Origin of the sequence: Streptomyces sp. NPDC002573, assembly GCF_042889625.1 — a bacterium.
Taxonomy (GTDB): domain Bacteria; phylum Actinomycetota; class Actinomycetes; order Streptomycetales; family Streptomycetaceae; genus Streptomyces; species Streptomyces gibsoniae.
Window position 1 is genome coordinate 23,715 of sequence record NZ_JBIARC010000009.1, and the last position, 13,636, is coordinate 37,350.

Consider the following 13,636-nt stretch of genomic DNA (forward strand, 5'->3'; position numbering starts at 1 on the left):
CTGTATTCGGGGACCGGCCCTCCCCGGCGCCGGGAGTCAGCGCCCTCGGCCTCCGCCGCCCGTCAATCCTCCGCGCGCCCGAACAGCGGCGCGAGCAGCAGTTGAGCCGCGCCCTCCGCCACCCCGCGCGCCCCACCGGGAGCGACGCGCACCGGCACGCCCCCGGTCGAGCCCTCGCGCCGGGCGCGTGCGTCGAGGACGGCGCCCACACCGTCCACGAAGGGCTCGGGGTGCGCGGCGACGGTACGGCCGCCGAGCAGCACCAGATCGATGTCGAGCAGTCCGGCCAGGTTCGCCGCGCCCGCGCCGAGGACCCGCGCCGCCTCGGCCATGTCGCCACGCGCCACGGCGGCCAGGCACAGCGCCTCGATGCAGCCCCGGTCACCGCAGTGGCAGGGCGGCCCGTCCAACTGGACGACCTGGTGCCCGAACTCGCCGGCCCCGGTCCGCGCGCCCCGGTGCACGGCCCCGCCGATGACCAGACCGGCGCCGAGTCCGGTCCCGAGGTGCAGATAGGCGAACGATGCGGACGCCGCCTCGGCCGCCCCGCCGAGCGCGAGCCCGAGCGCCGCGGCGTTGGTGTCCTTGTCGACGACGACGGGCGTCCCGAGCCGCCGCGCCAGCGCGTCCCGCAGCGGGAACCCGTCCCACTCGGGGAATCCGGTGACCCGGTGCAGCACACCGTGCCGATGGTCGAGGGGGCCGGGGAGCGCGACACCGACGCCCAGCACGAGGAGGGGGACGGCGTCGGCGACCCGCACCGCCCCGGTCAGCAGGCCCTCCACCTCCCGGGCGGCACCCTCCACCACGGCCTCGCGGCCGGCGCCCAGGTCCAGCGGAGACCGCCGTTCCGCGATCACCGCGCCCGTCAAGTCACAGAGCACGGCCCGCAGTTCGTCCCGGTCCAGATGCAGCCCCACCGCATGTCCGGCGTCCGGCACCAGCCGTAGCACCGTCCGCGGTTTGCCGCCGGTGGAGGCGCGGCGGCCCGCCTCCACCGCGAGGCCGTCCGCGCGCAGCCGGGCGGTGATCTTGCTGACGGCCTGCGGGGTCAGCCCGGTCCGCTCCGCCAGCTCCAGCCGGCTGATCCCGGCCTCCCCCGCCGTCCGCAGCAGATCCAGTACGAGCGCCGCGTTGTGGCTCCGCAGCCCCAGCAGGTTCACTCCGCCCGCCACGGTTCCCCCGACTCCATGCCTGCCTACTCCACCCGGTCCCGCATACGTCCTGTCCACAGCACCATTCTCTCCGGCGCTTGCACTTTGGCAACAGCGTTGCGAAAGTAGGAGCCATGACAGACACCCCCCTCCGCGTGGGCCTCGTCGGCTTCGGCCTCGCGGGCTCCGTCTTCCACGCCCCGCTGATCGCCGCGACCGAGGGCCTGGCCCTCGACACCGTGGTCACCTCGAGCCCCGAGCGTCAGAAGGAGGCCCGCACCGCGTACCCGGACGTGCGCATCGCCGACTCCGCCGACGAGCTGTGGCCCCGGGCCGGGGAACTGGACCTGATCGTCATCGCGTCCCCGAACAAGACGCACATCCCGATCGCGACGGCCGCCCTGCAGGCGGGCCTGCCGGTCGTGGTGGACAAGCCGATCGCGGGGACGGCGGCCGAGGCGCGTGCACTGGCCGCCCTCGCCGAGGAGCGCGGCCTGCTGCTCTCCGTCTTCCAGAACCGCCGCTGGGACAACGACTTCCTGACCCTCCGCAAGCTGCTGGCCGACGGCGAACTCGGCGACGTGTGGCGCTTCGAGTCCCGCTTCGAGCGCTGGCGCCCGCAGCCCAAGGGCGGCTGGCGGGAGTCCGGCGACCCCGTAGAGATCGGAGGTCTGCTGTACGACCTGGGGAGCCATGTCGTCGACCAGGCACTCGTCCTCTTCGGCCCCGCCGCCTCCGTCTACGCCGAGACGGACATCCGCCGCCCGGGCGCACAGACGGACGACGACACGTTCATCGCGCTGACGCACACCAGCGGCGTCCGCTCCCACCTGTACGTCTCCGCGACGGCGGCCCAGCTCGGCCCCCGCTTCCGCGTCCTCGGCTCCACGGCGGGCTATGTGAAGCACGGCCTGGACCCGCAGGAGGCGGCCCTGCGCGAGGGCCTGCGCCCCGGTGCGGACTGGGGCCGGGAGCCCGAGACCCTGTGGGGCCGTGTCGGCGCCGGCGAGTCCCCGCTCACCGGCGGCGGCAGCCCCGTACCGACCCTGCCCGGCGACTATCCGGCGTACTACGCGGCCGTCGCCGCGGCGCTGCGCGAGGGCGGCCCAAACCCGGTCACCGCGCACGAGGCGGCCGCGGCCCTGGACGTCCTGGAGGCGGCCCGGCGCTCGGCCCGCGAGGGTGTGGCGGTGGCACTGTGACGACGACCGCTCCCGAGATCCCCGAACTCGAGGCACAGGAGCGTCGCCTGACGCTCCCGCACTTCACCCACGACGACGCGTGGGCGCTCGGCACCCTGCTGGTGGAGCTGGCGCGGGCGCACAACGCGCCCGTCGCGATCGACATCCGCCGGAGCGGCCAGCAGCTCTTCCACGCGGCGCTGCCGGGCTCCACGCCGGACAACGACGCCTGGATCGACCGCAAGCGCCGCGTGGTCGAGCGCTACGGCTGCTCCTCCCTGCTGGTCGGCACCCGTTTCCGCGCCAAGGGCACGACGTTCGAGGACTCCTCCCGCCTCGATCCGGACGTGTACGCGGCGCACGGCGGCGCGTTCCCGATCGCAGTGGAGGGCGCGGGCGTCATCGGCACGGTGGTGGTGTCGGGCCTGCCGCAGCTGGCGGACCACGCGCTGGTGGTCGAGGCCCTGGAGACGTTCAAGAAGTCCCTGTAGGGCGCGGGGCGGTGACGTACAGGCCGTCGCGTGGTCGTGCACGTCCACGCGACGGCCCCCCGCAGCCTCCGGCTCCCGCAGGGCGGCTACGCGTCCTTCAACTCCTGCCGCTGCCGCCCCAGCCCGTCGATCTCCAGCTCCACCACGTCCCCGGCCCGCAGATACGGCTTGGGCTCGGGCCGCCCCAGGGCCACGCCCGCCGGCGTCCCGGTGTTGATGACATCACCCGGGTACAGCGTCATGAACTGGCTGACGTACCGCACCACTTCGGTGACGGGGAAGATCTGCTCCGCAGTGGACCCGTCCTGCTTCAGTTCCCCGTTGACCCAGAGCCTCAGCCCGAGGTTCTGGGGATCGGGGACCTCGTCCGCGGTCACCAGCCACGGTCCCAGCGGGTTGAACGTCTCGCAGTTCTTGCCCTTGTCCCAGGTCCCGCCGCGCTCGATCTGGAACTCGCGCTCGGAGACGTCGTGCGCCACCGCGTACCCGGCGACGTGCGCGAGCGCCTCCTCCTGCGACTCCACATAGCGGGCCGTACGCCCGATGACGACCGCGAGTTCGACCTCCCAGTCGGTCTTGGTGGACCCGCGCGGCACGAGCACGGTGTCATGGGGCCCGACCATCGTGTCCGCCGCCTTGAAGAAGATCACCGGCTCCGGGGGCGGTTCGGCGCCCGTCTCGCGGGCGTGGTCGTGGTAGTTGAGGCCGATGCAGACGACCTTGCCGATCCGGGCGAGCGGCGGCCCGATACGCAGTCCGTCCGCGTCCAGCTCCGGCAGTTCGCCCGCCTCTGCGGCGGTACGGATCCGGCTGAGCGCCGCCGCGTCGGCGAGCAACGGCCCGTCGATGTCGGGGACGACACCCGACAGATCCCGCAGGGTCCCCCCGGCGTCGAGCAGCGCGGGCTGCTCCGCCCCCGCCGTACCGACACGCAACAGCTTCATGGTCAGCCTCTCCCTCGGTCGCGGCAGCCCCGCCGATGAGTGCGGCCGGGGCGCCGCCGGAGCGGGGCGGGGGCGTAGCCATCGGAGGACTGGTCGATCCTCCAAGGTCGGCGTCCAGTCCGCAATACCCCGTTCAAGGACCGGACCGAATCCTCGTTCAAGGACCGGCCCGATACCTCGTTCGAGGATCCCATCGATACCCGTTCAGGATCGAACCGGACCGGCCCGCCCCACCCGGCCGCCGCCCCCGCTCAGCGGTACAGCACCACCCGCTCGACCGCGCTCCACGTCGTACTGGTGACCACGTACAGCGCGGCGGCCAGCGGCACCACCGCCACCGTGACCAGGGTGAAGAAGGACAGGAACGGCATGACCTTGGTGACCGTGCCGAGCCCCGGCACCTGCTCGCCCGCACCCGCCGCTACCACGCTCAGAGCCATCGTCCGCTTGGTGCGCCGGACGTTGAAGGCGGCGACGGCCGCGACGAACGCGAACAGACCGAGGTAGACGAGTCCGGCCGGCCCGAGGAGTCCGCCGTGGCCGAGCGCGTCCGCCCAGCGGTCGCCGAGCGGCGCGGCGAACAGCGTGTGGGTGAGCAGTCCGCCCGCCTCGCCGCCGCTCGTGGTGGAGAACAGGTGGTAGAGCAGGAAGAACGCGGGCAGTTGGAGGAGGCTCGGCAGCAGACCCGAGAACGGGCTCACACGTTCCCGCTCATGCAGTTCCAGCACCGCCCGCTGAAGCCTCTCGGGGTTCTTCGCATGCTTCCTGCGCAGCTCGGCGAGCTCCGGTTGCAGCTTGGCGCGGGCCTGCTGACCGCGCGCCGCGGCCCGGGACAAGGGGTGGACGAGAAGTCGTACGAACGCGGTGAACAGGACGATCGCGGCGGCGGCCGCGGAGGCGTGGAAGAGCGGCTGGAGCAGATCTGCGAGCCGTTCGACCAGGCCGGCGAACACGGACATGAACGTGGACATGGGTGAGCCCTCCGGGGGTCTCGTCGTGCCGGGAGAAAGAAAGGTGTCGGCATGACGACCCGCGCGGGGTCACACGTCTGCGGATGAGCGCACGAAGCGCATGAGAGCAGGAAGCAACGAAGAAGTGTGAGCCCTACGCGGCGGTCGCCGGAAGGGCCCACCCCGGTGCCCGGGGGCGGCTGCGGCCCGGGGCGTCGGGGTCCCGTTGCGGCAGGAAGGCCGTGCGATGCGCTCGGTCGCGCAGGGCCGTACGCACCCGAGTCGGCGGCACGGCGGGCACGCTACGGGCGGCGATCAGCGCGCAGACGGCGAGCGCGGAGCCGGCCGCTGCGGTCGCGGCGAAGGCGAAGGCGACCGTGGCGGGCAGGCTCCCGGTGTCGAGAACCGCGACTTCGAGGAGCAGAACGACCAGCACGGCGGCAGGGCACAGGTTCACCCGGCTACGGATCACCGACGGCCCTCCCCCTCCACACGGGCTCGCTCTACACGGACTCCAGCTCGATCGGCTCCAGCAACCTCTTCGGCTTGAGCATCACCCGGCTGATCGGATCGGCCGGGTTCGGATCGGCTCCTGGTCCCGGCAACATTTCGACGTCCGAGACGGGTACGACGGTTCCACAGTCGGGACATTCGTCGTACCGACCCAGTTCCCGTTCCGTCCCGCACGTCGCGTGCCGGAAGACACGCAGCTGGGCCTCGGAGAAGTGGTCCCGCCCCCACAGACCGAGCGCGCGGAGGGTGGGCCACAGGGCGAGACCGCGCTCGGTGAGGACGTACTCGTCCCTCGGCGGCGACTGCTGATAGCGGCGCTTCTCGAGGACCCCTTCGGTGGTGAGGGTCTGGAGCCGTGCCGCGAGGACGGCACGCGGGATACCGAGGTGAACGAGGAAGTCGTTGTAGCGGCGTACGCCGTAGAACGCGTCGCGCACCACGAGCAGCGTCCAGCGCTCGCCCACGATCTCCAGCGCCCGGGCGATCGAGCACTCCTGTGACGCGTAGTCCTTGCCGAGAGCCATGACCCCACTGTAGCCACCCCCCCCCGCTCGTCAGTTCAATGACCGAACTGACTTTGCCGAGACTTGATTCAATGACCGAACCTGCGCCGCTACGGTCGACTCCAAGAAGTTCAACGAACGAACTGACTGCATTCGACCGGCCCTCATCTGGAAGCGCAGGCCATGCCTCAGCTGGAAAGCACCGCAGCCAACGTCACCGCCCCCACCTCGGCCCCCGTGGCCCAGGAGGCCCCGAGGGCCACCCTCACCCTCGCCCTGACCAGCGCGGCCACCGCCATGGCGCTCATGATCTACACCGCGCCGTCCGTCACCCTCCCGGACACTGTCGCCGCCCTGCACACCCCGGCCTCCGCCCAGGCCTGGCTGCTCAACGGCACCCCGCTGGGCCTGGCCGCACTGCTCCTGGTGGCCGGCAGCCTCGCCGACGACTACGGCCGCCGCCGGATCTTCGTGGCCGGCACCATCGCGCTCGGCGTCACCACCGTGCTCGGCGCCCTCACCACCTCGACCTGGCTGTTCACCCTGGCCCGCATCGCCCAGGGGGCGGCCAGCGCCGCCATCCTCGCCAGCAGCCTCGGCCTGCTCGTACAGGCCTATCCGAGCGCGCGCGGCCGGCTGCACGCGACCGGTGTGTGGGGCGCGTTCGTCAGCGGCGGCATCGCGGTCGGCCCCCTGGTCGCCGGGGCGATGCACACCTGGCGGACCGCCTACGCCGTCCTCGGCGCCGCCGTGCTCGTGGTCGCAGCCCTGTCGGCGCGCGGTCTGTCGGAGTCCCGCGCGCCCCGGGACGGCCGCCCGGACCTCGTGGGGGCCGTCGTCTTCAGCCTTGCCCTCGTCTCCCTGGTCGCCGCGCTGACCCTCGGCCGGGACGGCTGGCTGAGGGCCCCGGTGCTCCTGCTGTTCGCGGCGGCCGTGGTCCTGGTCCTGGCCTTCGCCCTGATCGAGCACCGCACCCGCACCCCGATGATCGACCTCGCCCTGCTGCGTCGCCCCGGCTTCCTCGGCTCCGCGGCGGCCGGACTCTTCACGGGCATCGCGGTGATCGGCCTGTTCAGCTTCCTGCCGGCCCTGATCCAGCGGACGCTGGGCTTCTCCCCGATGCAGACGGCCTGGCTGTTCCTGATCTGGTCCGGACTGTCCTTCCTGGTCGCCCTCCAGGCGAAGCGACTGGCCGGCCGCGTCTCGTCCCGCCACCAACTGGCCATCGGCTTCGCCCTGCACGCCGTCGCCATCGTGACCATGCTCGGCGCGATCGGCGCCCACTCGTGGCTGCGCATGCTGCCCGGCCTGGTGATCGGTGGCGTGGGCAGCGGCCTGCTCAACGCCGCGCTTCCGCTGGTCGCCGTTGAGTCGGTGCCCACCGCGCGGGCGGCCATGGGCTCGGGCGCCCAGCAGACGTTCCGCTACATCGGCTCCTGCGCGGGCGTGGCCCTCACCATCGCCCTGGTCACCTCCGGCGGCACCCCGGCACACGGCGCGAACATCGCCCTGATCGTCTCGGCGGTCCTGGCCCTGGTGGGCGCGGCCGGCGTCCTGGCCCTGCGGGAGCGGACCGCCTGAGAAGCGCCCGGACGGGACCGCAAAGGGGCGCGGGGAGCGCGTTCGACCACCGAACGCGCTCCCCGCGTGTCTCAAAGAAATCCGGGCACGTCATGAATACGCGCGCCACCTTATGGAAAATGCGCGCCGCCCGGTGATTCGAACCCGCTCGACGAAGGGCCGTCCGGAAGTGCGGAAATCCGGTCGGGCAGTACAGTGAACGGGTGACGTCGAAGATCGCGTCGAATGTCCCGGTTCACGGTAGGGACCGCGTGACACGAACCCGTTGACCCCATTCGGTGTTCCGAAGGACTGTCATCGTGATCAAGCCCTACGGCCCCTACGACTTCATGCCGCCGATCAGGACCTTCTCGGTCACCTCGGAGTCCGTGGCCGACGGCGAGCCGCTGGCCAACGACCAGGTGAGCGGCATCTTGGGAGCGGGCGGATCGGACATCTCACCGCAGCTGAGCTGGTCCGGTTTTCCCGAGGAGACGCGGAGCTTCACGGTGGCGATGTTCGACCCCGACGTCCCTACCGCCTCGGGCTTCTGGCATTGGGCCGTGGCCAACCTCCCCGCCTCCGTGACCGAGCTTCCGGCCGGGGCGGGAGACGGCAGGGATCTGCCCGGCGGCGCGGTGACGCTGGCCAACGATGCCGGCCACAGGAGGTACCTCGGTCCGGCGACGCCGCCAGGCAACGGCCCGGACCGCTACTTCCTCGTGGTGCATGCCGTCGACGTGGAGGAACTGGGGGTGTCCGAGACATCGACCCCCGCCTACATGGACTTCCTCCTGTTCAGCCACGCGGTCGCGCGGGCGACCATGTACGGCACCTTTGAGCGGGACTAGGGCGGCACGGCCTTCCCCCACAATGCCGTGCGTGGCGCAGCCCGTTCGGCCCCGGGAGGGGGGAACGGGCTGCCTGTACTGCGGAGCCTCGGGCCGGAGTCAGCGCAGCGAGTGGACCGGGCCGACCTTGAGGGCGTTGATGCTCGTGCCGCTGCACTCCTGCGTCTTCCACGGCACGTCGATCAGGTCCTTCGAGCCGGGCGCGTAGACGCCGACGAAGGAGACGTCCTTGAGCCGGCATTCGTCGGCGGAGTAGCCGCTGTGCCCGTCGGGCGCCATGACGTCCGCGACGGCGTGGCCGTTCGGAAGCATGGTCACGATCGTGACAGAGGTGCTTTTGTCACGGGCGGCGGCGTTGCCGATCTGAGCGCCGTCGCGACCGTGGAAGGACACTCCCGGGAAGCCGGAGAGCGTGCACGGGCTGCTGCCGGTGTTCTGGAAGAGCAGTTGGAAGTGCGTGGTGCCGGCGGCGCTGTCGATGTTCTCCGCCGAGGCCTTCAGGTGCGCGGCGGTGCACGCCTGCGGGCCGCCGTCCGTGCCGCCGCTCCCACCGGATCCCTGGCTGCCGGAGTGGCCGGCCGACATGGAGGAGGACGTGTCGCCGGCGGCGGTGGGTCCGGCCGACGAAGAGGTGTCGGAGCCGGCTGCCGCCGAAGAAGAAGCCGAAGAGCCGCTGGAGGAGGCGCCATCGGTCCCCGGGCCGCACGCTGTCAGTGCCATCCCGGCCAGGGCCAGAGCGAGAACGGGCGTGGCGCGGCGGACAGTCGTGGCCTTCATGGGAATCCGTTCGTGCGTTGTGACGAGGTCTTTCCCCGTCGTGAGCATCACTCTTCTTGATCACGCGGGCGCCTGACCAGCCCGGACAGGTTCCTGTGACCGCTCCGCCGAAAAATAGTTACCGTTCAACAACTTAGTGGCTCCGATATTCCAAACTTTTGCACCGGTATTCAATTTCTACGCACGGGATCTCGCCCATGGGAACTCGGTGCTGACCCCTGAGCGCACCACGGACCGCGCTCTGACAGGCGGCGTCCATCGCCTTCCGCCCGAGGCGGCCAGGCATCGATGAGGCGGGAGACACCCGGACCGGACATGCCGCCCGGTCAAGGCCACTCTTGCGGACCGTCTCACGGACCGTCTCCACGCACCACCCGGCCATACGTTTGAACGCCCGAAAACAAACATCCGAAAAAACAGTGATCCGGCCCGTCTCCCCCGGGTCACCCACATCGGGCCTTACAGTGACGCCCGTGAAGAAGAGCTACCGCACGCTCGACGGAATCCGCGGTGCCGCCGCGCTCTGTATTGTCGTACTGCATTCTCCACGTCTTTTCGGAACCGCACCGACATTCCTCGGAATGGCCGTGGACCTCTTCTTCGTACTGAGCGGCTTCGTGCTCGCCCACGCCTACGACCAGCGCATCGGCCAGGGCATGACCCCCCTGGGCTTCCTGAGGCGACGCTGGGCACGGCTCTATCCGCTCTACGCCCTGGGCCTGGCCCTCGGTGTCGTCCACGCCGTGCTGTGCATCCTCTACCATTCGCCCACCGAGCCATGGAGCTGGCGGAAACTTCTCATCACGCTGCCGGCTTCCCTGTTCATGCTCCCGGCGCCGACGAACGAAGGGCTGTTTCCCTTCAACGGCCCGATGTGGTCCATTTTCTTCGAACTGCTCGCAAACCTTTTGTGGGTGACGTTCTGGCGCCCCCTGCAGTCCGTAAAGATTCTCTTCGGAACCGTACTGGCATGCGGTGTCCTTTATTCTTTCGCCCTCTTCCACTGGGGAACCGCGGCGGTCGGCCTGACCTGGTCGACCTTTCCCGGCGGGCTGGCGCGGGTGTGCTCCTCCTTCGGCGCCGGACTGCTGGTCCACCGGTTGCGGGACAGACTGCGCGCCCGGGGCGTCCCGCCGCTGCTGCTGATGGGCGCGCTGCCCGCCCTGGCCTTGTTCCGCCCCGGCCTGGTCGCCCAGCTCCTGTGCGTCCTGCTGGTGTTCCCGCTCGTCGTCCTGCTCGGCGCGAGGAGCGAGCCCTCGACCGGCGTCGGGCGCTGCTGCGACACGCTGGGCAAGGCGTCCTACTGCGTGTACGTGCTGCACCGGCCGCTGGGGGCCCTGGTGTACGCGGCGGCCCTGCAGTGCACCGGACGGGGTCTGGAAGCCTTCGCCCCCTGGGGCGGTGTGGTCTTCCTGGCCGGACTCGTGGCAGCGGGCCTGGTGCTGACCGACCGGCTGGAGACCCCGGCCCGGAGGTGGCTGACGCACCGTCTGGCCCGTGATCACCGCCAACCGCTGCCGGCTCCCCGCCACGGCGACGCGCCCCTCGCGCCGGCCGACCCGGGCCACGACGCCACCACGGCTCCCCCGCTCAATCCATAGCCCGCGCCCCCATCGACCTACGCCCCCCGGTCACTCGCCCCCGCCGTCGGTCCCGATCGCGACCTCCGGCGTGGGTGCGCTCCGGCTCCGGCCGACCGTCAGGGACCAGCGCACGGCCGAGGACGCCTCGACGGACACCGTGCCCCCATGGTCCGCTCCCGTCAGCGCCATCTCGTTGAGGACGGAGCTGACCCGGCCGGCCCGGCACTCCAAGGGGAACGAGGCGCCGGTGGGTCGCACCGCGACGCGGACACTCCCCCGCCCCTCGCACGCCACGGCGACGACGAGGGCGTCCCCCTTCCTGCCCTCGCCGAACTCGATGCTCGCGCTGCCGCCGCCCGGCGCCCGGCGGCCCACGACGGTGTCCCCGCCGCCCAGTTGCGGCACCGCCAGCACGGACCGTCCGGTGCCGGCCGTGCCCGTCGCCTCATCGCGCACGGGCGGACGCGTGGACACCCCCGTCGGCGCGGCGCTCTTCCCGTTCCCGCTCGGCGCCGGTCCCCCTCCCGCGTCGGAGTGGCCGTGCGTGCAGGCGACGAGCGAGAGCGACATCGCCGCACAGACAAGACCCAGCCGCAGCGGAGCACGACGTGACACACCAGCCCTACGAAGCATGTCCGACCTCCCTGATGACCCAGGCGACGACCCCGGTCGAGCCCTTGACGCCGTCGACGTCGATACGGAGGGGCCCGTGCGACGTGATCCGCCGCCGTACCACCGACCGGTCGCACGGCACGCCCCCCTCCGTACCGGTTCCGGCCGGCGTGAACACCACCCGTGCCCGGCCCCGCCCGATGCAGACCAGGTCGAGCCGATAGACCCTGCCCCGGCCGAGCAGGGGCTCGGTGTGGATGCCGTCGGCGACACGTTCCGTCCCGGCCTCGACCATCCCCCCGCCGCCGAACCCGCCGAGCGCGGCCTGAGCCTGCTCACCGAGCCTCTCCTCCTCGAACCGCCTCTGGCCGAGCCTCTGTTCGGCGGGCCGGGCAGCCACCCGGGACGCACTCGGCGAAGCCGCGCCGGACGCGGCGGCCCCATGGCCCTCGGATGCCGTGCACGAGACGAGCCCAAGCACCGCCGCCGTCACGGTGCCCGCGGCGAGCCGAGCCCGCGGGCGCGCAGTGGCCGTACTCGTAGAGACCATGACCGGTTCCCCCTGTGTCCTGAGTCCCGGGAACGGTACTGCCGGGCGACGAGCCCGCCGGAGGTTCTGAGCAAGACATGAGGTTCCCGACCCGGCGACGAAAACGCCCCGTCCCACCCACACCCCGACGTTCGAGCCCCCGAACGACAACCGGCCTCTGAGCACCACCCGCCCTCTCGACAACCCCACCCGCCACCCCCGACCCTTCCGAAGGGCGACCGGACAACCGCACCCCTGCACTCGGCTGTGCCCCCTCACTCGGCCACGCCCGCCCTGGAGCAGCCATGTCCGCACCCCAGCACCCGGAGCAGCAGCACACGCAGGACCACCGACACCCCCACACCCCCGCGATCCGCCGCCGAACCCTCCTCACCGCCGCCGCCGGCGCCGTCCTCGGCCCGGTCCTCGCGACCGGCACCGCGCACGCGGACGCGACAATCGCGGTGAACCCGTCCACCCCCTACGGAAGTTGGGAGGGCTGGGGCACGTCCCTCGCCTGGTGGGCCAATGTGTTCGGCGACCGGGACGACTTCGCCGACATCTTCTTCACCACCAGGTCGGTCGCGTACGGCGGCACAACACTCCCCGGCCTCGGCCTGAACATCGCCCGCTACAACCTCGGCGCATGCAGCTGGAACAGCGTGAACGGCGAGAGCATGGTCGCCTCCGCCGCCATCCCTGCCTTCAAGCAGATCGAGGGCTACTGGCAGGACCGGACGAACGAGGACCCCACGGCCTCCACCTGGAACTGGACGGCGGACGCGAAACAGCGCGCGATGCTCGTCAAGGCGACCCAGCGAGGCGCGATCAGCGAGCTGTTCGCCAACTCCCCCATGTGGTGGATGTGCTACAACCACAACCCCTCGGGCGCCGCCGGCGGCGGCAACCTCCAGTCCTGGAACTGCCGCCAGCACGCCTCCCACCTCGCGTCCGTGGTCCTCTACGCCAGGGACAACTGGGGCGTGAACTTCACGACGTTGGAGGCGTTCAACGAACCGTCCTCCGCCTGGTGGACCGCGACCGGCACCCAGGAGGGCTGCCACGTGGACGCGTCCGTACAGTCGGCCGTACTGCCCTATCTGCGCAGCGAGTTGACCAAGCGCGGCCTGACGGGCACGAGGATCTTGCCTCGGACGAGACGAGCTACGACCTGGCACGAACGACCTGGAACTCCTTCAGCGCGACGACGAAGCCCTACGTCGACCGGGTCAACGTCCACGGCTACCAGGGTTCGGGCGGCCGCAGAGACCTGCTCTACACGGACGTGGTGACGACCGCGGGCAAGGGCCTGTGGAACTCGGAGACGGGCGACGTGGACGACACCGGCCTCACCCTCGCGAGCAACCTGCTCATGGACTTCCGCTGGCTGCACCCCACGGCCTGGGTCCACTGACAGGTGATGGACCCGACGGCGGGCTGGGCGGTGATCGCGTACGACGAAGGCACCCTGCAGCCGGGCGCGGTGCAGACGAAGTACTACGTGATAGCGCAGTTCAGCCGCCATGTCCGCCCCGGTATGACGATCATCGACACGGGCGTGGACCACGCGGTCGCGGCCCTGGACCGGTCGGCGCGGCGTCTGGTGATCGTCGCGGCGAACAAGTCCTCCTCCGCCCAGACCCTGACCTTCGACCTCTCCCGCTTCACCACGGTGACGGGCGGCTCGGACGGGGTGGTGCCCCCGCTGGAACACGGTGACGTCCGGGGGCGGCGACCTCTACACCGCGCACACGGACACCTACCTGAACGGAAAGTCACTGAGCGTGCCGTTCGCGGCAGGGGCGGTGCAGACGCTGCAGGTGGACGGAGTGGTGGCGTAAACCCGGCTGCCACGGCCGTCCGAGCACCCATCCCGCCGGCCCCTTCACCCGCACACGGGTCACCCTCTGACACGGGGGTCTCCCCCGATACCGCAAGACAAACCCTTAACGACCCCTGGCCTGGGAATCTCTCTCGTTTGTCGGTCG

At 71.3% G+C, this 13,636-nt stretch carries 13 protein-coding genes and 1 pseudogene; 6 read left to right on the top strand and 8 right to left on the bottom strand.

The annotated features are described in order from the left end of the window. Positions 1 to 62: 62 nt before the first annotated feature. Complete coding sequence (locus ACFYX0_RS11495; protein WP_388969287.1) at positions 63 to 1,232, bottom strand: ROK family protein; 1,170 nt, start codon at positions 1,230 to 1,232, stop codon at positions 63 to 65. Between the two features lie 56 nt (positions 1,233 to 1,288). Between ACFYX0_RS11495 and ACFYX0_RS11500 the strand changes: the two genes are divergently transcribed. Together ACFYX0_RS11500 and ACFYX0_RS11505 are read left to right on the top strand one after the other, a co-directional pair. Next, positions 1,289 to 2,356 carry a Gfo/Idh/MocA family oxidoreductase gene (locus tag ACFYX0_RS11500; protein WP_388969290.1) on the top strand — a complete coding sequence of 356 codons (1,068 nt, stop codon included), beginning with the start codon at positions 1,289 to 1,291 and terminating at the stop codon, positions 2,354 to 2,356. After that, a complete protein-coding gene (locus ACFYX0_RS11505) occupies positions 2,353 to 2,826 on the top strand; it encodes a heme-degrading domain-containing protein (protein ID WP_388969293.1) in 474 nt (157 codons plus the stop codon). Before ACFYX0_RS11500 ends, ACFYX0_RS11505 begins: the two co-directional genes overlap by 4 nt. A gap of 86 nt (positions 2,827 to 2,912) precedes the next feature. Here ACFYX0_RS11505 and ACFYX0_RS11510 read toward each other — a convergent pair whose 3' ends face one another. From ACFYX0_RS11510 to ACFYX0_RS11525, 4 genes are all read right to left on the bottom strand, one after another. After that, the gene (locus tag ACFYX0_RS11510) at positions 2,913 to 3,770 is read right to left on the bottom strand and encodes a fumarylacetoacetate hydrolase family protein (RefSeq protein ID WP_388969295.1); all 858 of its coding nucleotides are present in this window, start codon (positions 3,768 to 3,770) and stop codon (positions 2,913 to 2,915) included. A gap of 251 nt (positions 3,771 to 4,021) precedes the next feature. Continuing rightward, positions 4,022 to 4,729: a YidC/Oxa1 family membrane protein insertase gene (locus ACFYX0_RS11515; protein ID WP_388969527.1), complete on the bottom strand. Its 708-nt coding sequence runs from the start codon at positions 4,727 to 4,729 to the stop codon at positions 4,022 to 4,024. 145 nt (positions 4,730 to 4,874) lie between these two features. Further along, positions 4,875 to 5,192, bottom strand: a complete 318-nt coding sequence (locus ACFYX0_RS11520; RefSeq protein WP_388969298.1) for a DUF6412 domain-containing protein — start codon at positions 5,190 to 5,192, stop codon at positions 4,875 to 4,877. A 31-nt stretch (positions 5,193 to 5,223) separates the two neighbouring features. After that, a complete protein-coding gene (locus ACFYX0_RS11525; RefSeq protein ID WP_388969301.1) occupies positions 5,224 to 5,757 on the bottom strand; it encodes a winged helix-turn-helix transcriptional regulator in 534 nt (177 codons plus the stop codon). A gap of 162 nt (positions 5,758 to 5,919) precedes the next feature. Here ACFYX0_RS11525 and ACFYX0_RS11530 point away from each other — a divergent pair, with 162 nt between their 5' ends. Both ACFYX0_RS11530 and ACFYX0_RS11535 read left to right on the top strand, forming a co-directional pair. Further along, entirely contained in the window at positions 5,920 to 7,317 is a 1,398-nt protein-coding gene (locus tag ACFYX0_RS11530; protein WP_388969305.1) for an MFS transporter, read from the top strand. A gap of 299 nt (positions 7,318 to 7,616) precedes the next feature. After that, on the top strand, positions 7,617 to 8,147 hold the full coding sequence (locus ACFYX0_RS11535) for a YbhB/YbcL family Raf kinase inhibitor-like protein (protein ID WP_388969308.1): 531 nt from the start codon (positions 7,617 to 7,619) through the stop codon (positions 8,145 to 8,147). 99 nt (positions 8,148 to 8,246) lie between these two features. Here ACFYX0_RS11535 and ACFYX0_RS11540 read toward each other — a convergent pair whose 3' ends face one another. Beyond that, positions 8,247 to 8,924, bottom strand: coding sequence for a DUF4232 domain-containing protein (locus ACFYX0_RS11540; protein ID WP_388969311.1), 678 nt, complete (start codon positions 8,922 to 8,924; stop codon positions 8,247 to 8,249). 473 nt (positions 8,925 to 9,397) lie between these two features. Between ACFYX0_RS11540 and ACFYX0_RS11545 the strand changes: the two genes are divergently transcribed. Further along, complete coding sequence (locus tag ACFYX0_RS11545; RefSeq protein ID WP_388969314.1) at positions 9,398 to 10,525, top strand: acyltransferase family protein; 1,128 nt, start codon at positions 9,398 to 9,400, stop codon at positions 10,523 to 10,525. Between the two features lie 30 nt (positions 10,526 to 10,555). Here ACFYX0_RS11545 and ACFYX0_RS11550 read toward each other — a convergent pair whose 3' ends face one another. Both ACFYX0_RS11550 and ACFYX0_RS11555 read right to left on the bottom strand, forming a co-directional pair. Continuing rightward, positions 10,556 to 10,963, bottom strand: coding sequence for a hypothetical protein (locus ACFYX0_RS11550; protein ID WP_388969317.1), 408 nt, complete (start codon positions 10,961 to 10,963; stop codon positions 10,556 to 10,558). Positions 10,964 to 11,129: 166 nt separating this feature from the next. Then, the gene (locus ACFYX0_RS11555) at positions 11,130 to 11,669 is read right to left on the bottom strand and encodes a hypothetical protein (protein WP_388969320.1); all 540 of its coding nucleotides are present in this window, start codon (positions 11,667 to 11,669) and stop codon (positions 11,130 to 11,132) included. A gap of 350 nt (positions 11,670 to 12,019) precedes the next feature. Here ACFYX0_RS11555 and ACFYX0_RS11560 point away from each other — a divergent pair. Next, positions 12,020 to 13,489: pseudogene (locus ACFYX0_RS11560) on the top strand (beta-1,6-galactanase). Positions 13,490 to 13,636: the final 147 nt, after the last annotated feature.

What these genes read in the sequence shown, in the direction of transcription:
- ACFYX0_RS11525 (WP_388969301.1), bottom strand. Translation starts at nt 5,757, where the DNA reads ATGGCTCTCGGCAAGGACTACGCGTCACAGGAGTGCTCGATCGCCCGG.
- ACFYX0_RS11515 (WP_388969527.1), bottom strand. Translation starts at nt 4,729, where the DNA reads ATGTCCGTGTTCGCCGGCCTGGTCGAACGGCTCGCAGATCTGCTCCAG.
- ACFYX0_RS11500 (WP_388969290.1), top strand. Translation starts at nt 1,289, where the DNA reads ATGACAGACACCCCCCTCCGCGTGGGCCTCGTCGGCTTCGGCCTCGCG.
- ACFYX0_RS11555 (WP_388969320.1), bottom strand. Translation starts at nt 11,669, where the DNA reads ATGGTCTCTACGAGTACGGCCACTGCGCGCCCGCGGGCTCGGCTCGCC.
- ACFYX0_RS11530 (WP_388969305.1), top strand. Translation starts at nt 5,920, where the DNA reads ATGCCTCAGCTGGAAAGCACCGCAGCCAACGTCACCGCCCCCACCTCG.
- ACFYX0_RS11510 (WP_388969295.1), bottom strand. Translation starts at nt 3,770, where the DNA reads ATGAAGCTGTTGCGTGTCGGTACGGCGGGGGCGGAGCAGCCCGCGCTG.
- ACFYX0_RS11540 (WP_388969311.1), bottom strand. Translation starts at nt 8,924, where the DNA reads ATGAAGGCCACGACTGTCCGCCGCGCCACGCCCGTTCTCGCTCTGGCC.